Origin of the sequence: Mesorhizobium sp. M7A.F.Ca.US.014.04.1.1 (assembly GCF_003998745.1) — a bacterium.
Taxonomy (GTDB): Bacteria; Pseudomonadota; Alphaproteobacteria; order Rhizobiales; family Rhizobiaceae; genus Mesorhizobium; species Mesorhizobium ciceri.
In genome coordinates this window covers 1-19,397 of sequence record NZ_RZRW01000037.1, presented here as the reverse complement: position 1 = coordinate 19,397, position 19,397 = coordinate 1, and the positions used below count along the sequence as shown (strand labels likewise).

Here is a 19,397-nt window from a genome sequence, read left to right as displayed (position 1 = left end):
CGGCGGCAGCGCATCTGGCCAAGGCGGGCGCCAATGTCGTTTTGATCGAGGCGTATCGCTTCGGTGATGGCGCCTCCGGGCGCAATGGTGGCCAACTTGGCACCGGCCAGCGCGCCTGGGCCGAAGACCTGGAGGCCGAGTACGGCTTGTTCCGCGCCAAGGCTCTGTTTGATCTTGCCGAAGAGGCGAAGGCGCATCTCCTCGAATTCACTGCCGCCAACCAGATCGATATCGACTATATGCCGGGCCAGCTCTCGGTGGCGCACAAGCCGCGCTATGTCGATGACTACAAGGCGCATGCCGAGATCATGGCGAGCCGTTTTTCCTACCCGCATATCTCGTTCATGGATGCCAGGGAGACGGCGGAGCGGCTGGGCTCGACCGCCTATTTCGGCGGCACGCGCGACACCGGCACAGGGCACATCCATCCGATGAAGCTGGTGATCGGCACAGCGCGGGTGGCAGCGCTTGCAGGCGCGCAGCTGTTCGAGGGGACTCAATCAACCGGCATCATTTCCAGTGGCGGCAAGATCAAGGTTTCGACGTCGAGAGGCACGGTGACGGCGCAGAAATGCCTGATCGCGGTCAACGCCTATGGCGGCGCGCTCGAGCCGGTGAGTGCCGCGCACGTCATGCCGATCGGTTCCTTCATCGGCGCGACCGTGCCTCTGGGAGCCGACTCGAACGTTTTGCGGGGCGGCGAGGCGGTCGACGATTCCCGCTTCGTCGTGCGCTATTTCCGCAGATCGAAGGACGGGCGGCTGCTGTTTGGCGGACGCGAGGTCTATGGCGTCAACGATCCCCGGGATATCCACATCCACATCCGTCGCCAGATCGCGGAACTCTATCCGGCGCTCGGGGATGTCGAGATCACGCATGGCTGGGGCGGCTATGTCGGCATCACGGTGCCAAGAAAGCCGTTCGTGCGCGAAGTGATGCCCAATGTGATCTCGGCCGGCGGCTATTCCGGCCACGGCGTCATGCTGTCGAACTACTTCGGTAAACTCTATGCCGAAACCGTTGCCGGCAACCGCGACCGGCTGAAGCTGATCGAGGATCTGAAAATCCCGCCTTTCCCTGGCGGCCGGCGTTTCCGCACGCCGCTGCTGTTCCTGGCGCTCAACTGGTTTGCGCTGCGCGACAGGATCTAGCCGGCCGGCCTGATGTAATATTGTAATATTTGTTGTAACATTTGTTGCCCGTGCGACGCATTGCGCAATTTCCCGCAAAGGCGCAGAATCCTCTATGTTGGCGTACTGATGCCACAATCGCAGGCGAAAGCTGCCGGTTCTGGGCGATTGTTCGGGGATTGTTGCGGGCCTGCCCGCGTTGTTTTTGGGACCGATGCGGATCAGACGCCGGACTTCCGGCACCGATTGAAAGAACGTCGGCCCGCTTATGGAGGTGGCAAGAGTGAGAGAGCCCTTCAGTTTCGGTACGCCGGAACGTCGGCGCTTTGCCATGCAGTTCGGATACGACATGCGGCCGTCCTTCTGGCAGGAAGTCCGTTCGAACTCGCATCTGGTGATTGCCGCGATCGGCACCGCCGCACTGCTTGGCGTCGCCGCCGTGGCGCTGTGGCTGGCGCTGCCGGCCAGCGACAGGCAAGCGGCAGCGAGCCCCGAACAGACCATTCCAACGGTTCCGGTGAAGACGACGAAAATAACCCCGGTTGGGGCCGCGGTCGCTGCGGCAGCCGTACCGCAGGCGCGCAAGTCCGACGCAATTCCAACAACTGTGGCGGCCGCGCAAGACAACATTCCCGCACTCGCCGCCAATGACCCGCGCTGGACCGGTTCCCAGCTGAAGGCCGCATCCGCGTCCGATTCGACTGCTCCCAGCCAGGTGGCGGACAAGGCACCCGACAAGCAAACGGCGGCATTCGCGCAGCCGGCAGCCGATACCGATGCCGCCACCGAACTTGCCAAGGTAGCCGCGCCCGGCGCAACCGCGGGCAACCATCCCGACGGCGCACAAACCGCCGCCATTCCCGAGGTGCAACCGCAAGTGCCGGCTCAAGAGCCCGCGGCAGAAGGTGATGACAGCCAGGCCAAGGCGAAGCCAAGGAAAGCCGCAGCCGCCGGAACAGGACGCATCCTGAGGGCCGTGACCATGCGAAGCGGCCCGAAGAAAAATGCCGCCGCCATCGGTACGGTGCCAGCCAAAACCTCGGTGCAGGTGATGAGCTGCAAGAAATGGTGCCAGATCACCTACAACGGCAAGACCGGCTGGATCTACAAGAGCTACATCAAGACCGGCGCCTGACGTCTACCGCCTTGGGTGAGGCACGCCCCTTATCTTGGCGCCTATCGTTCCCAAAACCGCTGCAGTGCGGAGCAGGCTTGCTTGATCGCCCGAACGGCTTTCGAAGACATAGCCGGCGGAACCGACGATGGCCGAGCCTCGCCGGCTGACGGAAACCTCGATCGTGAAGGCCTGCTCGGGTATCTTTGCACCTGCCGATGTTCCGGCCTTGACGAAGTTGGCCAGCGTGGGGCCGGCTCGACTTACGACCAGATCGCCGCGCCGCGAATTGACCGTGAATGTGCTGTAGAGATCAGGCAAAGAAATCGAGCGCAGCCTGGAAAAGTCCTGCAGCTCAGCCACGGATTCGAACGGTGCATGCTTGAAACCACCCACGACTTCGACCTTTTGCGTGGCCACCGCGGCAAAGATGCTGGCGCCGCTGCGGGAATATTCGACCGCGATCGCAAGCCAGTTGGACATCTCCGGATCGACGCCGAGCGAAGCGAAACCCTGGGCAAGCAGATTGTGATCGGCGGCGTTGAGATCGATCAGGCCCGAATGCCCCTGCAACCGCATCACGACCGTCAGATCGCCGACCACGCAGGAGACTGGCTCGAAATTGAGCGGCAACCCGATGTCCGGCCCGGCGCTCGACAGGCGCGCGGCCAGCACGTTGGTCAGGCCTTCGGCGAGCAGGCCGAACCGCTGGCTTTCGGTCTCATTCGAAGCGATCTTGAGCCGCGTCCAGGCGGTCAGGGCGAAGGTCGAGGTGATGGCGGAGACGATGAGGAGGAAGACAAGGACAGCGACGAGGGCGAAGCCGGAGGATTGGCACTCGCAAGAGGCCGATGAATCACGGGGATTTTCTTCGACCACAGTCCACCATCGAGAATAAAAGTGTGCTGTCACCCTACAATCGTTGTTTATCTTTCTTTAAATCATTCATCCCAAATCAATCTTAAATTTTTGTTTATTGGTATATATTGGTCAAATGTTAATCCATCAAAATCAAAAGTAATCGATTCATCTTTTGCTATTCCCCTTAATTTTGACCCAAAATAGGATAACGAGCTCATTATAACCTTAAACTCACTCAATCCAGTCAACTTTATTCTTGATGTTACTTTCCCGTTTCTTATGAAGATTGCCTCTGTTTCATATAAATATTCTTCGCTTTTATTTTTATTGATTTTTGTTATTCCAAACTCAAATAAATCATCTGAGTTCAAAACTTCCAGCCTCTCCCGAAATAGAAATTTCATAGCTACATTTTCCATATTGGAAACGGCGGCAAGGGTTTCCCTGCCCTACAAGCGGCATATCTTTCACTGGCTATTGCCATACAAGCTGCATACCAATTTCTACCAGCTTTGGTTGTGCGCCCGCCACCACGCCCCGAGGATAGCAATTGGCACTGCGCCTCATCAGCGGCAAGCTGTTCCTCACAAGGGTCGTCATCCGGCGGCCCAGCTGGCGGCGGAGGCGGAGGCGTCGTACGCCGTTCCGACGGCATCGGGCAAGATTGTGGCCCTGGCTGCGGGGGGGGGACGTAAAACGCAGTCCAAGGGATTGCCACCCCAACACCACCATCGATTCCCTCCTGGACCTGGAACCCAATACAACCCGCTCGGATCCACCTTCATCAGCGGGCTGTTGCCGACATACGCCCACCTTGACGGCCCATTCGGCATACCGAGCGGATCGGGCTGCAGATAGCGCCCGATGGAAGCATCATAATGGCGGTGCCAATTGTAGGCGAGCCCCGTCTCGATCTGGAACTATTGGCCGGGGAAGCGCTGGTTGAGCGTCGCCGTGCCACTGATGCTACGCACCTCACCGTAAGGTAGATAGCTCGCCTGCCAGACGACATTGCGGCCCTGGTCGGTCATCATGACCGGCCGTTCGAGATGGTCAGTCAGCACGTAATAGAGCACCGGCGTGATGCCGGCGTCGGCGACCATCGCCAGCGGGCGGCCTTCGACCCAGATGTATTCGGTGACCAGCGCGCCGGACGCGTCATATTCGGCGATTACATTGCCGTCGAGGTCGTGCACCATGTGCAGCGTGGCCGACGAGGCGGCGATGGTGCGCGAGACCAGCCGCGACAGGTAGTCGTAGATGTAGGCGCCTGCCGTCGTGCCGTTCGTGGTGGCGCCCGAGAGCTGGCCGGCGGCATTGTAGCTGTAGGTCTTGGTGAGCTCCGGCGAGACGGTCGCGTCCTGCGTGACGTTGCCGGCAAGGTCCGACTGGAAGCCGCGGCTCGGTGCGCCGCCGGTGAGGATGCCGGTCAGCCGGTTGGAGCCGCCCTGAAGGCTGTAGGTATCGATAGAGGTGACGCCACCAATGGTTACGGTGCGCTGGGTGATGTTGCCGACACCGTCGATCGTATAGGTGAGGCTGCCCCACGGCCCATCGGCATTCTCGATGAAGCCGTTGGCCGTATAGGTGTAGGTCTCATTGTTGGCGGGGTTGATCCTCGATTGCCGTGAGATTGCGCTTGTCCTGGTATTGCAGCGGATGAGATCCTGGCCTGCTACCCAGGCGTTCAGATGCAGCGTCCGCCGTCGACCTCCAGCGCCACGCCGGTGATGAAGGCGGCTTCGTCCGAGGCCAGCCAGAGTGCGGCGTTGGCGATGTCGAGCGGCGTCGAGAGCCGGCCGAGCGGGATCGATGCGCGGAACTTCTCGCGGATTTCGGGTGTGTCGGCGCCCATGAATTTCTCCAGCATGCCGGTCTCGCCGGCAACCGGGCAGAGGCAGTTGACGCGGATGTTCTTCGGCGCCAGTTCCACCGCCATCGATTTGGTGGCGGTGATCGCCCAGCCTTTCGACGCATTGTACCAGGTGAGGCCGGGGCGCGGCCGCAGACCCGCGGTGGAGGCCGTGGTCAGGATGACGCCGCCGCCCTGCCGCTCCATGATCGGCACCACGGCGAGTGCCGCGTGATAGATCGCCTTCATGTTGACGGCGGTTATCAGGTCGAAGGTCTCCTCGTCGACATTGAGCATGTCGCCGTTGCGATGGGTGTAGCCGGCATTGTTGACCATGATGTCGATGCGGCCGAATGCGCTTTTGGCGGCATAGATCATCTCGTCGAATTCGGAGCGCAGCGAGACATCGGTCTGGGTCCAGATCGCCGCTTCGCCGATCTCGCCGGCGACGCGCTCCGCGCCCCTGGCGTTGAGATCGGCGACAACGACCCTGGCACCCTCCTGCGCAAAGCGCCTGGCGATGCCCTCGCCAAAACCGGACGCAGCACCGGTGATGACGGCAACCTTGTTTTCCAGACGCATGTTTTTCCCGCTCATGATTGATGACGATCAACCGGCGCGCCGATAGCGCACATCCGCGCGAACCCGTGGCTTCTGGCCGGATTGCTCGAAAGATGTGCGGCCATCGCCGATTTCTCCTTTGGCTTTCGCGTCGATCCCGCTCTATGCTGCAACTGCGAAGGCTTCCGGTGCCGCGCCTGTCGACAAGCCTCCGGGTCATCGGACTGTCAAGGGGCAGGCGCATACACCCAGATGTGACACCATGGCACTGGAAAATTTAAATCGATTAGATTATATCAGCCGCGTCACAGCGACCGGCGTCAGAGCGGACAGACCATGACCAGCCAGATCATCCCCGTCGATCCTTTCGACTTCATCATTTTCGGCGGCACCGGCGATCTGTCGGAGCGCAAGCTTCTGCCGTCGCTCTATTATCGCCAGCGCGACCATCAGTTTTCGGAGCCGACACGCATCATCGGCACCTCGCGCTCGAAGATGAGCGACGAAGAATTCCAGGCCTTCGCCAAGCAGGCGATCTCGGACCACGTCAAACCGGCCGACATCGACGCCAAGGAACTGAAGACCTTTCTGGCGCGGCTGTCCTACGTCTCCGCCGATGCGACGAGCGGCGCCGGCTTCGACAAGCTCAAGAAGGCGATCGGCGACAGCGACCGCATCCGCGCCTTCTACCTGGCGGTGGCGCCGGCGCTGTTCGGCGACATCTCGCACAAGCTGAAAGAGCACAATCTGATCACGCCGAACTCGCGCATCGTGCTGGAAAAGCCGATCGGCCGCGATCTCGATTCGGCACGCAAGCTCAACGACCTGGTCGGCGACGACTTCCACGAAAGCCAGATCTTCCGCATCGACCATTATCTCGGCAAGGAGACGGTGCAGAACCTGATGGCGCTGCGCTTTGCCAACGCGCTCTACGAACCGTTGTGGAATTCAGCCCATATCGACCATGTCCAGATCACCGTGGCCGAGACCGTCGGCCTGGAGGACCGCGTCACCTATTACGACAAGGCCGGCGCGCTGCGCGACATGGTGCAGAACCATATGCTGCAGCTCTTGTGCCTCGTCGCCATGGAAGCGCCGTCGTCGATGGATGCCGACGCCGTGCGCGACGAAAAGCTGAAGGTGCTGCGGGCACTGAAGCGCATCAACGGCAACGAAGCGCCGAAGCACACCGTGCGCGGGCAGTATCGCGCCGGGGCTTCGGCCGGCGGACCGGTGAAAGGCTATGTCGAGGAACTCGGCAAGGACAGCAACACCGAGACCTTCGTCGCCATCAAGGCCGAGATCGGCAATTGGCGCTGGTCGGGCGTTCCGTTCTATCTGCGTACCGGCAAACGGCTGGCGACGCGGGTTTCGGAAATCGTCATCGAATTCAAGCCGATCCCGCATTCGATCTTCGGCGACAGCGCCGGACCGATCTTCGCCAACCAGCTTGTCATCCGGCTGCAGCCGGACGAAGGCGTCAAGCAGTTCATCATGATCAAGGATCCGGGCCCGGGCGGCATGCGGCTGCGCCAGATTTCGCTCGACATGAGTTTCGCGCAGTCCTTCGACGGCCGCGCACCGGACGCCTATGAGCGGCTGATCATGGACGTCATCCGTGGCAACCAGACCCTGTTCATGCGCCGTGACGAAGTCGAGGCGGCGTGGAAATGGATCGACCCGATCCAGAATGCCTGGGAAAGTGCCAGGCAGGAGGCGCAGGGCTACACGGCGGGCACCTGGGGTCCATCGGCCTCGATAGCGCTGATCGAACGTGACGGGCGGACATGGCACGAGAGCAATTGAACAGCGCCGCCTACAGCTGGAACGGCTTCAGCGGGCGCCAGGAACTGGCGGCAGCCCTTGCCGGCCATGTTGCAGGCAGACTGACCAAGGCGATCGCCGAGCGCGGCACGGGGTTGCTCGCCGTCTCCGGCGGCACCACGCCGGCAAAATTCTTCGCCGCCCTTTCAGCGATACCCATCGCCTGGGACAAGGTGATCGTGACGCTGGTCGACGAGCGTTTCGTGCCGGCCTCCTCGCCACGCTCCAATGCCGGGCTGGTGGCCGCCAATCTGTTGCAGAACGCGGCCAAGGCGGCTCGTTTCGTGCCGCTCTATCACGAAGCCACCAGCATCGAGGATGCGGCCTCGTCCGACGATGCAGCGCTCCGATCCTTGCCCTGGCCGCTCGATGTCGTCGTGCTCGGCATGGGGCCGGACGGCCACACCGCCTCGTTCTTTCCCGATGCCGCCGACCTGGCAACGCTGCTCGACCCGTCTTCCGACAGGATCGTGCTGCCGGTTCATGCGGCAAGTGCGGGCGAGCCGCGGCTGACCCTGTCGCTGGCCCGCATCGTCGAAGCCGGCTTCATCGCGCTGCACATCGAGGGTGAGGACAAGCGTATCGCCTTCGACGGCGCGGTGGCGCCCGGGCCGCGAAAGCCAATCCGCGCCGTGCTCGACGCAGCGCAAAAGCCCGTAGAGGTTTTCTGGGCACCCTGATTCTCGATTTACACCGGTCCCGGCAAACGGCGGGAGGATGTTTCCGGGACCTCGCCTGAAAGGACCGACACCATGACCGCCAGACGCGACATCGAAGCCATTACCGAACGCATCCGCCAGCGCTCTAAGCCCGGCCGCGAGCGTTATCTCGGCCGCATCGCCGAGGCGTCGAACCGCACCGCCAACCGGGCCGTTTTGTCGTGCGGCAACCTCGCTCACGGCTTTGCGGTGTGCAGCCCCTCGGAAAAGCTCGCGCTGGGCGCCGACAAGGTGCCGAACCTCGGCATCATCACCTCCTATAACGACATGCTGTCGGCGCATCAGCCGTTCGAGAGCTTCCCCGCGCTGATCAAGGATGCAGCCCGCAAAGCCGGCGGCATCGCCCAGGTGGCAGGCGGCGTGCCGGCGATGTGCGACGGCGTCACCCAGGGCCAGCCCGGCATGGAGCTGTCGCTGTTTTCGCGCGATGTCATCGCCATGGCCGCCGCGATCGGCCTGTCGCACAACATGTTCGACGCCGCCGTCTATCTCGGCGTCTGTGACAAGATCGTGCCGGGGCTGGTGATCGCCGCCCTCACCTTCGGCCATCTGCCGGCGGTGTTCATTCCGGCCGGACCGATGACATCAGGCCTGCCCAATGACGAAAAGGCCAAGGTCCGCCAGCTCTACGCCGAGGGCAAGGCCGGACGCGCCGAACTGCTGGAGGCCGAGTCCAAATCTTACCATGGACCGGGCACCTGCACCTTCTACGGCACGGCGAATTCCAACCAGATGCTGATGGAGATCATGGGCCTGCACACGCCGGGCGCGTCCTTCGTCAATCCAGGCACGCCGCTGCGCGAGGCTTTGACCCGCGAGGCGACCAAGCGGGCGCTGGCGATTACTGCGCTTGGCAACGCCTATACGCCCGTCGGGCGGATGATCGACGAGCGCTCGATCGTCAACGGCGTCGTCGGCCTGCATGCCACCGGCGGCTCGACCAATCACACCATCCACCTGATCGCCATGGCGGCGGCGGCCGGCATCGCCATCACATGGCAGGATATTTCCGACCTGTCGGAAGCGGTGCCGCTGCTGGCGCGGGTCTATCCGAACGGCCTCGCCGACGTGAACCATTTCCACGCCGCCGGCGGGCTCGGCTTCCTGATCCGCGAACTGCTCGACGAAGGCATCCTGCATGAGGATGTGCAGACGGTGTGGGGCGAAGGCCTGCGGCCCTATGCGGTCGAGGCAAAGCTCGGCGCCGACGGAGGCGTGGTGCGCGAAGCCTCGCCGCGGACAAGCGGCGACGAAAAGGTGCTGGCGCCTTTCAACAAGGCGTTCCAGGCGACCGGTGGCCTGAAGGTGCTGTCAGGCAATCTCGGCCACGCCGTCATCAAGACTTCCGCGGTGAAGCCGGAGCGGCGTATCATCGAGGCGCCGGCCAGGGTCTTCGACAGCCAGCAAGGGCTGAACGATGCGTTCAAGGCAGGCACGCTGACCGGCGACTTCATCGCCGTCATCCGCTTCCAGGGGCCGAAGGCCAACGGCATGCCGGAACTGCACAAGCTGACCACCGTGCTCGGCATCCTGCAGGATCGCGGCCAGCGCGTGGCGCTGGTCACCGACGGGCGCATGTCGGGCGCCTCCGGCAAGGTGCCGGCGGCGATCCATGTCACACCGGAAGCGGTCGAGGAGGGTCCTATCGCCAGGATCCACGAAGGCGACATCATCCGGCTCGACGCCGATGCCGGCACGCTGGAAGTGCTGGTGCCGGCCGGCGATTTCGCGCTGCGCCGGACGGCGGATGCCGACCTCATCGGCAACGAGTTCGGTTTCGGCCGCGAGCTGTTTGCCGGCTTCCGGCAATTGGTCGGCCGCGCCGATCATGGCGCCAGCGCCTTCGGCACGGCCTGACGGCAGTTCTGCGCAACCCATGAAAAGGGGCGGCACTTGGCCGCCCTCTTGCGGTTGTGCATACGATTCTATTGCACGGTTAGCTCAGCTCGCTCGCCGGCCTTGACCGTCACGTTGCCTTCTTTCGAACTGTTGTCGGATTTCTCCGAGACGACGGCATAGTCGCCCGCCGGGATCGCTGCCTGGTACTTCTGGTCGAATGCATAGCCAAGCGACTTGCGGTTGCCGTTGATGTCCTTCTTGGCCTCGAAAATCTCGATCTTCGAGGCTCCCGGCGCGGTGATCGCCAGCACGCCGGCATTCATTGCGATTTTCAGATCCTGAAATTCGCCGACCTTGACGGTGAACGGCTGCTCGACAACGGCGAGATCAACCGTCGCAATCAAGACATAGTCATCGGCCGGCAGATCGAATTTGCTGTCGGGTCCGTAGGCATAGGTCACCTCGTCCCTGGTTCCATCGATCTTCTTTTTTGCCTTGAGCACCTTGAAGCCGATGCCTGAACCGTCCGCCTTGTCGCCGCCGGCAGCATAATAAGCATTGGCAACGACATGGCCGACACCGACAATCATGTTCTTTTCCACGGTCTTGCCGGCAGCCAGCGGAATCGTTTCGGTAGCCACCCCCTGGCCGATCGTGACCGTCACTTTCTCGTCGCCGGCCGGCAACACGGCTTTCGTGGTCCCATAGAAGGTGGCGGGCATGTCAGCACCCGGATAATCGATGACGATAGCCGCGCCATCGACGACATCTGCCCCCTCGCTCGGTCGCGGATGGATGATGAGCGTGCCGGCATTCAAGTTGAAGAGAGGCGCGTAGACTTGGCCCGCCTCGATCTTGACTTTCTGCTCGGTCTTGGCCTGGCCGTCGCTGGCCACGACGATATAGTCGCCCGGTTCCAGATTGGCCTTGTAGGCGCCGTATTCGGTGCTGACGTAGTCGCCGCGCGTACCGTCGGGTTTCGCCTTGTAGATCTCCCAGGCGTTGCCGTCAGTGACGGGATCGCCGCCCTCGGCAAGCACCGCTATCGGCAGGAAATTGAAGTCCGGTTTGGCCGGCTCGGGCGCGGGTGCCGGCGCAGGTGCCGGAGCCGGTTCAGGAGCCGGCGCTGGTGCTGCCACGGTCTCGGCAAGCGCCTCCTGCAGCGCCTTCTCGTCGGAGGCCTGGATGTATTTGCCGCCGGTGTTGTCGGCGAGGCAGGCGATCTGCTTGCCCTCGTCGGCGGTCAGGCCGAAGCCGACGACATCGGCGGTGAAGTCGACGCCGGATGCCTCGAGCTCCTTACCAAGCGCGCAGGGGTCACCGCCGCATGTTTCGAGCCCGTCGGTGATGAGCACGACCGTCGCCTTGTCCTCGGTGTATTTCAGCGCCTCGGCCGCCTGTTTGACCGCCGCCGTCAGCGGCGTCTTGCCGAGGAATTTCAGGCTGTCGGCGGCGGCCGAAATGGCGCTGCCCGAACCTGCCTGCGGCGGCACGATCAGCTGGATGTCGTCGCAGCTGCCCTTTTCACGGTGGCCATAGGCCATGAAGCCGATCTCGTCGTCGGTGGGGACCGATTGAAGCACGGTTCGAAGCGACTCGCGGGCGATTTCGAGCTTGGGCCTGCCGTCGATCTGCGCCCACATCGAGCCGGACGCATCGAGAATGATGATGACCTTGTTTGCGGCGAAGCCGAACGTCGTCATCGACAAAAGGAGGATCGCCGCAGCGACGCCCCGTGCAAGTCCCGCCATCGAAATCTCCTAAATCCGCCCCTGATCCGGGCGGCAAGCTATTTGACGCGGCGCCGGGACACAAGTCCGGGCGCCCGGTGCGCAGGGCTGCGGACCCAGCTTAACAAAAATCCTGACGACAGCCAGTTCGGCGGTGTCGGCAGCCTTTTACCCGGTAATAGGAATTTTTTCTTGACACCATGACCTCAGCTAAGGTACATATTTGGCTATGGTGCTGATTTGCGCCGGTGACCCGCCGCAATAGGCGGGTTTTTCGTTTGTTGCACCCGTCAGCCTACGCGCGGCGAAGGCTCCGAAAGAACCCATTAACCCGAATTCATGGCCTTGGCCCGATGCGCCGGGCCGAATGCCGAACTTTCAACGAAAACGAAAACCAGCTTAGTAAGTCGTGCGGCGTTCTTCCGAAGGCGGCCTGCCGAATTGCAGCCGGTAGCTCTGGGCGAAGTAGGAATGCGAGGTGAAGCCCGTCGCGATCGCCACGTCGAGGATCGGCATGTTGGTCTGGCGCAGCAGTTCGCGCGCCCGCTCCAGCCGCAATCGCATATAGTAACGGCCGGGCGTGACGCTGAGATGGCGCAGGAACAGGCGCTCGACCTGGCGCACCGAAAGGCCGGCGGATTTGGCCAGCTGTACCGCCGACAGCGGCTCGTCGAGGTGGTCGGCCATCAGTTCGACGATGCGCCTGAGCTTCTCCGACTTGCCGGTCAGGTCGCGTTCGGGTCCGACGCGCTGACGGTCGCCGGCCGAGCGGATGCGTTCGTGCTGGAACTGGTTGGCGACGCCATTGGCCAGGTTCGAGCCGAAATCGCCGCGCACGATCTCCAGCATCAGGTCGATCGAAGTGGTGCCGCCGGCACAGGTGTAGCGCTTGCGATCGATCTCGAAGACGTTGCCGGTGCAGTTGATGTCGGGGAATCGCTCGACGAAGCCGGCGCGGTTTTCCCAATGGATGGTGCAGCGATAGCCTTCGAGCTGGCCGGCCTCGGCCAGCAGGTAGGACCCGACCGACAGGGCACCCAGCGCATTGCCGCGCCGGCCCCAGCTTCGCAAAGCCGCCAGCACCTTGCTCTTGCCGGGGAATTCGGTCGTCAGCCCGACCGAGACGAAAAGGATATCGACCGGCGGCAGGTCGGCAACGGCGTAGTCGATCTTGAGCGGCAGGCCATTGGAAGCCATCACCGGATCGCCATCGGCCGACACCGTGGTCCAACCGTAGAAGTCGCGGCCAAGCAACCGGTTCGCCGACCGGAACGTATCGATCGCGGCAGCCAGCGAGAACATGGAGAACTTGTCTACCAGCAGGAATGCGAACTGCCGGCCGCCTTGAACGGGGTCAGTCATGACCGGCCGTTCTGAGGGAACACTGGGGTTCGGCAAAGCTGCAGCTTTCTGGCGGGTCAGAAGGACGGCCGTTTCAATCCGGCCGAAAGGTAGGCGGAGGCTAACGTATTGGCCATCAGCATGGCAATGGTCATGGGGCCGACACCGCCGGGCACCGGTGTGATGGCGCTGGCGGCCCTGGCCGCTTCGGCATAGGCGACATCGCCGACGAGGCGGGACTTGCCCTCGCCCTTTTCCGGCGCCGGGATGCGGTTGATGCCGACATCGATGACGGTGGCGCCTGGCTTCACCCAATCACCCCTGATCATCTCCGGCCTGCCGACGGCCGCGACAAGGATATCGGCGGTGCGGGCCAAGGCCGGCAGATCCCTGGTGCGGCTGTGGGCGATGGTGACGGTGCAGTTGGCGGCAAGCAGCAGGTTGGCCATCGGCTTGCCGACGATGTTGGAGCGGCCGACGACGACTGCGTTGAGGCCGGACAGGTCCTTGCCGCGCACCCGCTCGATCAGAAGCATCGAGCCGGCCGGCGTGCAAGGCACGAACGCTGTTTCGAGTTCACCGGTGCCGAGCTTGCCGACATTGATGAAGTGGAAGCCGTCGACATCCTTTTCCGGCGCGATGGTCTGGATGATCTTGCCGGCGTCAATGTGGGCCGGCAGAGGAAGCTGCACGAGGATGCCATTGATGGCCGGATCGGCGTTGAGGTCGCCGATGATCTTCAGCAATGCCTCTTCGGAGGTTTCGGCCGGCAGCGTATGCTGGACGGAATGAAAGCCGCATTCCTTGGCGGTGCGCGACTTGGACGCGACATAGACCTGGCTGGCCGGATCCTCGCCGACGATGACCACGGCAAGACCGGGCTTGGCCTTGCCCTTGGCGACAAGTTCAGCCGTCAGGGTCTTGACCGTCCCCACAACGTCCCCGGCAACGCTCTTGCCATCAATCACTTCAGCCATGGACCACCCTCAACACCAGAATGCCCAAGCGCGTCGCTTCCGGAAGCGACGCGCTTTTCGATCTTTCACAGCGTGGCATCTTCACGAAAAATCCAACATGCAATCCCGCCAAAGCGCCGTCCCATGCCGTTTACGCGAAACCGGCATGTTTTTGTACGGCACCGCGCAGATTTTTGTGGCTCAGAAGTAGCGGCGGCGCGTGCGGCTCTCGGTCAGTTCGCGAACCGCTTCGCGGAATTCGCGCAGGCTGGCGCGGATTTCCTCGATTGGCGCTTGCTGCTCGGCATCCTCCACGGCCCGCGACGGCTCCGCCGATCGCTGATGAGGCTGAGGCGCCTGCTGCTGCGCGACGGGCGGCTGTGGATAGGACTCGGAAGCGGGCTGAGCCGGATCGGACTGCTGCCCGGCATTGGCGGCCGGCATAGATTGCGGATAGGGATAGCCCGGCTGCTGCGCGTAGCCCAATGGCTGCGCGTAGGGATAGAGCTGCGGCCCGGAATATGGCCGCTGCGTCATCATGGGAGGCGGCAGTGGCGGCTGCGCCGTCTGCTGCGGATGGCCGCCGGGCTGGAAAGGTGGTGCCGGGTATGCTGTCGCGGCCGCCTGCCGGGGCTCGAAGGCCGGCGCCGGCCGGGGATAGGCGCGGTATTGCGGATCCTGCGTTGGCTCCCCGTTTTCGGCAGAGGCCCATTCGACGGTATCGAACGGCTCCTCCCGGGATGGCCTGCGGGAGACGGACTTGTGCAGCCTCGACAGCAAGGCACCGATCCGGCCGGGACCTTCTGCCGGCGAGGCCTCGGCTTGCTGGACAGGCGGTGGCACGGCCGGCGGTGGTGATGCAGGCGGGGGTGTCGATGGCTGCGGCGCTGGTGGTAATGGCGGCGCCGGCGGCGGCGCTGCCCGATATGCCTTGTCTTCGTAAGGCGTCCGGCGTTCGTCCGTGCCATGGTCGCGACGCGAGCGCGAATTGGCGGTGTCACGCAGGCTCTCATAGGCGCCACGCATGGCTCCGAGGCCAATGCCGGAGGCGAAACCCAGCAACAGGCCGGCGAGCGCGACCACGACCCGCGACGGCCCGTTCGGCTCAAGCGGCGCGAAGGCCTTCGAGATCACATTGATGTTGGCGGTGTTGATGTCCTTCTGCTCGCCGGTCTCCTTGGCGCGCAGCAGGTACTGTTCGTAGACGGAACGCTTGGCGGTCGCCTCGCGCTCCAGTTCGCGCATCGACACGAGGTCGCTGTTGACGTCGCCGCTGCGGACCTTCAGCTGCGCCAGGCGAGAGGCAAGATCCTGTTCGAGCTGGACGGCGCGCTTGAGGTCGACCTGCAGCGACGAGCCGATGCGGCGCAGCTCCGAGGCGATGCGTTCGCGTGCGCCGGCAATCTGGGCATTGATCGCCTGGAGTTCGGGGTGACGCGGGCCGAGCCGGATGGCGGCGCGGTCAGCTTCCTGCTTGAGCGACGCATATTGCGAACGCAGATCGCTCATCGTGTTGGAGTTGATCTCCTCCGGCAAGGTACCGGTGAGAACCGAATTGACGTCGACCGAACGCGCCGAGGCCGCCCGGGCGTTGAGTTCCAGGGTCCGGGCGCGCGCGACCGACAGCTGCTCGTTGAGTTTCAGCATCTCATCGTCGCTGATGAGATGGCCCTGCGCGTCAACGAGATCGTGCGTGGCCCTGAAATCCTCGACCTTGCGCTCGGCTGCCTCGACGCCCTTGCGCAACTCGTCAAGCCTGGCCGTCAGTTCGTCGGTGGCGCGGCCTGCGGTGTCCGACTGTATCTGGCCGAAAGTCTGCAGGAAGACATCCGTCATCGTGTTGGCGATGAGGGCCGATTTCTCGCCATTCTGCGTGGTGGCGCTGACGGTGATGACGAAGGTCTTGCCGCCGCGCTCGACCGAAAGGCTCTCAGCCAGATTGCCGACAGCAAGCGCGCGGCGACGGCTGTCGTCGACACCCCCCGGCCCATCATTGCGGGACAGGATGGAGCGAATGAGCGACATGACACTGAGGCCGCCGCCGCCTTGCCCATTGAATTCCGGGTCGTTGACCAGATTGAGCTTGTCGACGACCTTGTTGAGAACAGTGCCTGATGTCAGCACCCGGACCTGGTTCTCGACGATGGCCAGCGTGGCGTCGGAAGCGACGACCGACTGGGTGAGATCGCGGTCGGTGAGCTTCAGGTCGCGCGGGTCGACGATCAGTTCGGTGGTGGCCTCATATTTCTTCGGCGTCGACAGCGCGATGGTGATGCCGAGCGCGGCGCCCAGCAGTGTCGTCGTCACGATCAGCAGCTTCGACTTGCCGACACCGCGCACCACCTGCATCGGATCGATCAGCGGCTTCCACTGCTGGCTGTCCATGCCGTCGTTTCGGGATAACGACGCGTCGCCTGCAGCGTAAGGTTCCGATGTATGATCGGCGCGACGAGCGCCAGCGGTTTCGGCGGCACCAGGCTGTGTCCGCGGCGAGGTTTGCGCGCGGTAAGCTTGCTCACGATCCCCGTCGGCCGCGACCGGATCCGACAGTTTCGGGTTGCGCGCCTCGCGCTGCGAGCGGGCGAGGCGATGACGCGTGGCGGCATCCTCGCGCCATGACGGGTCTGCCCGGTCGCCGATCGAGACCAGCGACGCGTCGGGTTCGTCGCCACGCACAGCCTGGCCCAGCGCCAGCAACGAGCGCTCGCGCTTCCAGTCTTCGCGGTTTTCCCTGTCGACCATCGTCTGGAACTTTACCCTTGGCGACCTGCGAACGGAGATTGGCCATTCGTTAAGCCACGCTAAACAGGCATGGAAAACAAAAGGTTAATTTTCCCGCGCCGAAGCGTCGGTTTCTCGTTTCGGTTGCATCTATTTTCGACACAAGCCCAGCCGCCAGAACGGCACGTTAAGTTTTCCGGCCTAGGCTCTCCTTGAGACATGACGCAGGCCAGTGACATACCGCAAAGGCGGCCCCTCGCCCGGATCGGCAGCTTTTTGGCCGAACGACGGGGGCTGCTTCGCGACTATTTCTCAGCGATCAGCGGTGCCGGTGGGCGACTGGTGTTTTCGCTGGCCTATTTCATCGCGCTGGCCAACACGCTGTCGATATCCGAATTCGGCATGTTCGCCACCGCGTCGGCGGCCGGCGTCATGCTGTCGCGCATCCTCGCCTTTGGGTTCATCTCGGCGCTTTACCGCACCGCCACCATCCGTCCCAATCTGATCGGCACCTTTTCCGCCGGCTTCCTGCTGCTCGGCGTGCTGTCGCTGCCGCTGCTGGCCGCTGCCTCGTTCGGCGTCTATCTGCTTTTCTTTGCCGACACCGTGCCGCTGTCGGTGTTTGCGGCAATCGTCTTTGCCGAAGCGCTGTTGTGGCGGCCGGTGGAGGTGGCGCTGATCGTCAACAACGGCCTGGGCAAGTTCGGCCGCGCCGCGCTGCTGGCCATCCTGGCGACCGCGCTGCGGGCGCTCGGCGCGGTGCTGTTCATGTTCTCAGCGCAACACAGCGTCTGGATATGGTCCTGGTTCTATATCGGCGCCAATGCCGCCTCGCTGCTGATCGCCTTCGGCTTCTTCTACCCGCGCCAGAGGCTGCGGCTGCGCGTCGAGCTTTATCTCAGGCGATTGGCCGATTCCATCTATGTGGCCGGCGCCGAAGTGCTGTTCTACCTGCAGATGGAGTTCGACAAGCTGCTCGTGCTGGCGATCGGCGGCCCGCATCTGGCCGGCATCTACGCCATCATCATGCGGCTGGTCGACCTGACGGCGATTCCGATCCGCACCTTCTCGATGATGCTGGTGCAGCGCATGATGCGCGCGCCGGAACTGTTGTCGCGTCTGGCGGTCAAGAGCGGCATCGAAGGCGGTGTGTTCGCGGTTTCGACGCTGGCGCTGCTGACACTTGGCATCGTGCTGCATTTCTTCCCCAATGCACTCGGCAAGAATGTCGCCGAGGCTGCCCCGCTGGTGGTGCTGGCAATCTGCGTGCCGGGATTGCGCAATCTTGTCGAATACCAGGCCGAGCTTTTGTTCGCACGCGGCCAAACGCTGGTGCGGGCGCTCAATCTCGGCCTGCTCGCCGGATTGAAGGCGCTGTTGCTGACTTATGTGCTGACGACCATCCTCGACACGCCGAAGCTGGTGCTGTCGCTCAATGTCGTCTTCCTGCTTCTGTATCTCGCCTCGACGCTGCTCACCTATTCGGCGATGCGCAAGCCGGCAAAGCCCGTATAGGGCTTTCTCATTTGTGCATGACTTCTGGACAAACGGAAATCGTTTGTCCGAGAAAACCGGTTTCCGCTTTTCGGGATGATCTAATCCAACCCAATCAGACGGCGGATGCGGCCGATATCGGTGCCGATGAAGGATTGCATGCCGATCGCCACCTGCTCCGGCGCCATGGCGGCAACGAAGCGGCGGAACTCGTCATCCGAAAGCGCTTCGCCGGTCCAGTGCACGCGGCAGAACTCTTCGGAACCGTGGAAGTGGCCGGCTCCGTCCAGCAGATCGTCGACATAGCGGCCGTAGATCATGCATTCGGAGAATTTGCGTGCCGAGCCGACGACCTCGACCCAGTTGCGACCATGGACCCTTTCGATCGCACCGCACATCGCCAGCACGGTGTCGCGCCGCCACGCGATCAGCGTCGAGATGTAGTCATGGTTCGACGTCCGGGACGGGTCGATGCCGAGTGCCGAGCCGGCGTTGCGCGACCAGATGCGATGCTCCTCATGACCTTCGTCCGCCAGCACACCGTCGCGGCGGAACAGGCGCACCTTGTCGTCGCGCCAGAAGGCGCCGCAGTCGAAAGGTTTCAGGAAGGCAACATCGGAATCGCAGAAGATGAGCACGTCTTGAGATGCATGCGCTGATATGGCGATGCGGCGCAACTGCTGCACATGCCAGCCGCGCAGCGGCTGGGTCTTCAGGCTGAGCCAGACGCGCCGGCGAAACAGGCTGAACGGATCGTCGAAGGCGTGCAGCCAGCGCGGCAGCAATTCCCGCTCGTCGACCACCGTGCGGCGGCCGGTTTCCAATTGGCGAAACAGGCCGACATCGCGATGCTCGACCAGGATGTAATGGTGCGCCGCGCCGGAAACATGGCGATCAAGTGTCTCGCACAGCAGGCGACAGCGCTCGAAATCGGGCGCATAGCTTGCCGTCACGATGGCCGCCGTCGGTGTCTGCCGAAGCGGGCTTGGCTCGACAGCGGCACCTGGCACGAACCTGCTGTTCATTTGGTATCTCCCGCGGCTTCGGGCGCAAGCGAGAATTTCTGCCTGACGACGCGCAGCAGGAACAGCGGGTTGCCGACCACATAGCGGCGCCACAGGCGGCCCGGCTCGACAGCCAACCGGAACAGCCATTCGAGCCGCAGCCGGCGCATCCACAAGGGCGCGCGGGGCACCGCGCCGCTCAGGAAATCAAGCAACGCGCCGACGGCGATCGGCAGCGTGCAATGGCGCGC

16 protein-coding genes are annotated in these 19,397 nt (G+C 63.1%); 6 read left to right on the top strand and 10 right to left on the bottom strand.

Translation table 11 applies throughout. The features are described from left to right. The coding region (locus EOA22_RS04515) for an FAD-binding oxidoreductase (protein WP_164755244.1) at positions 1-1,151 on the top strand (1,151 nt) is incomplete at its 5' end. A 262-nt stretch (positions 1,152-1,413) separates the two neighbouring features. Continuing rightward, positions 1,414-2,265, top strand: a complete 852-nt coding sequence (locus tag EOA22_RS04510; protein ID WP_027162286.1) for an SH3 domain-containing protein — start codon at positions 1,414-1,416, stop codon at positions 2,263-2,265. Positions 2,266-2,268: 3 nt separating this feature from the next. Here EOA22_RS04510 and EOA22_RS04505 read toward each other — a convergent pair whose 3' ends face one another. The 4 genes from EOA22_RS04505 to EOA22_RS37605 all read right to left on the bottom strand — a co-directional run bounded on the left by EOA22_RS04505 (position 2,269) and on the right by EOA22_RS37605 (position 5,539). Continuing rightward, the gene (locus EOA22_RS04505; protein WP_063170068.1) at positions 2,269-3,123 is read right to left on the bottom strand and encodes a hypothetical protein; all 855 of its coding nucleotides are present in this window, start codon (positions 3,121-3,123) and stop codon (positions 2,269-2,271) included. A gap of 62 nt (positions 3,124-3,185) precedes the next feature. Next, positions 3,186-3,509: a hypothetical protein gene (locus EOA22_RS04500; RefSeq protein ID WP_127224236.1), complete on the bottom strand. Its 324-nt coding sequence runs from the start codon at positions 3,507-3,509 to the stop codon at positions 3,186-3,188. Between the two features lie 516 nt (positions 3,510-4,025). After that, positions 4,026-4,304, bottom strand: a complete 279-nt coding sequence (locus EOA22_RS37610; protein WP_063170067.1) for an RHS domain-containing protein — start codon at positions 4,302-4,304, stop codon at positions 4,026-4,028. A 488-nt stretch (positions 4,305-4,792) separates the two neighbouring features. Then, positions 4,793-5,539 carry an SDR family oxidoreductase gene (locus EOA22_RS37605; RefSeq protein WP_027162287.1) on the bottom strand — a complete coding sequence of 249 codons (747 nt, stop codon included), beginning with the start codon at positions 5,537-5,539 and terminating at the stop codon, positions 4,793-4,795. Positions 5,540-5,854: 315 nt separating this feature from the next. On the opposite strand from EOA22_RS37605, the gene zwf reads away from it, so the two are divergent. The 3 genes from zwf to edd all read left to right on the top strand — a co-directional run bounded on the left by zwf (position 5,855) and on the right by edd (position 9,918). Beyond that, positions 5,855-7,324, top strand: coding sequence for a glucose-6-phosphate dehydrogenase (gene zwf / locus EOA22_RS04480; protein ID WP_013530236.1), 1,470 nt, complete (start codon positions 5,855-5,857; stop codon positions 7,322-7,324). After that, on the top strand, positions 7,306-8,022 hold the full coding sequence (gene pgl / locus EOA22_RS04475) for a 6-phosphogluconolactonase (protein ID WP_063170066.1): 717 nt from the start codon (positions 7,306-7,308) through the stop codon (positions 8,020-8,022). The genes zwf and pgl overlap by 19 nt, the downstream gene beginning before the upstream one ends. A 72-nt stretch (positions 8,023-8,094) precedes the next feature. After that, a complete protein-coding gene (gene edd, locus EOA22_RS04470; protein WP_063170065.1) occupies positions 8,095-9,918 on the top strand; it encodes a phosphogluconate dehydratase in 1,824 nt (607 codons plus the stop codon). A 68-nt stretch (positions 9,919-9,986) separates the two neighbouring features. On the opposite strand, the gene EOA22_RS04465 is transcribed toward edd, so the two are convergent. From EOA22_RS04465 to EOA22_RS04450, 4 genes are all read right to left on the bottom strand, one after another. Next, entirely contained in the window at positions 9,987-11,651 is a 1,665-nt protein-coding gene (locus EOA22_RS04465; protein ID WP_063170064.1) for a VWA domain-containing protein, read from the bottom strand. A 378-nt stretch (positions 11,652-12,029) separates the two neighbouring features. Beyond that, positions 12,030-12,992, bottom strand: a complete 963-nt coding sequence (locus tag EOA22_RS04460; RefSeq protein ID WP_013530232.1) for a GlxA family transcriptional regulator — start codon at positions 12,990-12,992, stop codon at positions 12,030-12,032. A gap of 56 nt (positions 12,993-13,048) precedes the next feature. Next, on the bottom strand, positions 13,049-13,948 hold the full coding sequence (gene folD, locus EOA22_RS04455) for a bifunctional methylenetetrahydrofolate dehydrogenase/methenyltetrahydrofolate cyclohydrolase FolD (RefSeq protein ID WP_063170063.1): 900 nt from the start codon (positions 13,946-13,948) through the stop codon (positions 13,049-13,051). A gap of 180 nt (positions 13,949-14,128) precedes the next feature. Further along, positions 14,129-16,669, bottom strand: coding sequence for a GumC family protein (locus EOA22_RS04450; RefSeq protein ID WP_063170062.1), 2,541 nt, complete (start codon positions 16,667-16,669; stop codon positions 14,129-14,131). A 198-nt stretch (positions 16,670-16,867) separates the two neighbouring features. On the opposite strand from EOA22_RS04450, the gene EOA22_RS04445 reads away from it, so the two are divergent. Continuing rightward, positions 16,868-18,163: a lipopolysaccharide biosynthesis protein gene (locus tag EOA22_RS04445; protein ID WP_013530229.1), complete on the top strand. Its 1,296-nt coding sequence runs from the start codon at positions 16,868-16,870 to the stop codon at positions 18,161-18,163. 80 nt (positions 18,164-18,243) lie between these two features. On the opposite strand, the gene EOA22_RS04440 is transcribed toward EOA22_RS04445, so the two are convergent. Together EOA22_RS04440 and EOA22_RS04435 are read right to left on the bottom strand one after the other, a co-directional pair. After that, the gene (locus tag EOA22_RS04440; RefSeq protein WP_063170061.1) at positions 18,244-19,167 is read right to left on the bottom strand and encodes a DUF6492 family protein; all 924 of its coding nucleotides are present in this window, start codon (positions 19,165-19,167) and stop codon (positions 18,244-18,246) included. Further along, the coding region (locus EOA22_RS04435; protein ID WP_206521261.1) for a WecB/TagA/CpsF family glycosyltransferase at positions 19,164-19,397 on the bottom strand (234 nt) is incomplete at its 5' end. The genes EOA22_RS04440 and EOA22_RS04435, both read right to left, overlap by 4 nt.

Excerpts from the sequence above, each read along its gene's own strand:
- EOA22_RS04500 (WP_127224236.1), bottom strand. The coding sequence starts at position 3,509 with ATGAAATTTCTATTTCGGGAGAGGCTGGAAGTTTTGAACTCAGATGAT.
- EOA22_RS37610 (WP_063170067.1), bottom strand. The coding sequence starts at position 4,304 with ATGGTGCACGACCTCGACGGCAATGTAATCGCCGAATATGACGCGTCC.
- EOA22_RS37605 (WP_027162287.1), bottom strand. The coding sequence starts at position 5,539 with ATGCGTCTGGAAAACAAGGTTGCCGTCATCACCGGTGCTGCGTCCGGT.
- zwf (WP_013530236.1), top strand. The coding sequence starts at position 5,855 with ATGACCAGCCAGATCATCCCCGTCGATCCTTTCGACTTCATCATTTTC.
- pgl (WP_063170066.1), top strand. The coding sequence starts at position 7,306 with ATGGCACGAGAGCAATTGAACAGCGCCGCCTACAGCTGGAACGGCTTC.
- edd (WP_063170065.1), top strand. The coding sequence starts at position 8,095 with ATGACCGCCAGACGCGACATCGAAGCCATTACCGAACGCATCCGCCAG.
- EOA22_RS04465 (WP_063170064.1), bottom strand. The coding sequence starts at position 11,651 with ATGGCGGGACTTGCACGGGGCGTCGCTGCGGCGATCCTCCTTTTGTCG.
- EOA22_RS04460 (WP_013530232.1), bottom strand. The coding sequence starts at position 12,992 with ATGACTGACCCCGTTCAAGGCGGCCGGCAGTTCGCATTCCTGCTGGTA.
- folD (WP_063170063.1), bottom strand. The coding sequence starts at position 13,948 with ATGGCTGAAGTGATTGATGGCAAGAGCGTTGCCGGGGACGTTGTGGGG.
- EOA22_RS04450 (WP_063170062.1), bottom strand. The coding sequence starts at position 16,669 with ATGGTCGACAGGGAAAACCGCGAAGACTGGAAGCGCGAGCGCTCGTTG.
- EOA22_RS04445 (WP_013530229.1), top strand. The coding sequence starts at position 16,868 with ATGACGCAGGCCAGTGACATACCGCAAAGGCGGCCCCTCGCCCGGATC.
- EOA22_RS04440 (WP_063170061.1), bottom strand. The coding sequence starts at position 19,167 with ATGAACAGCAGGTTCGTGCCAGGTGCCGCTGTCGAGCCAAGCCCGCTT.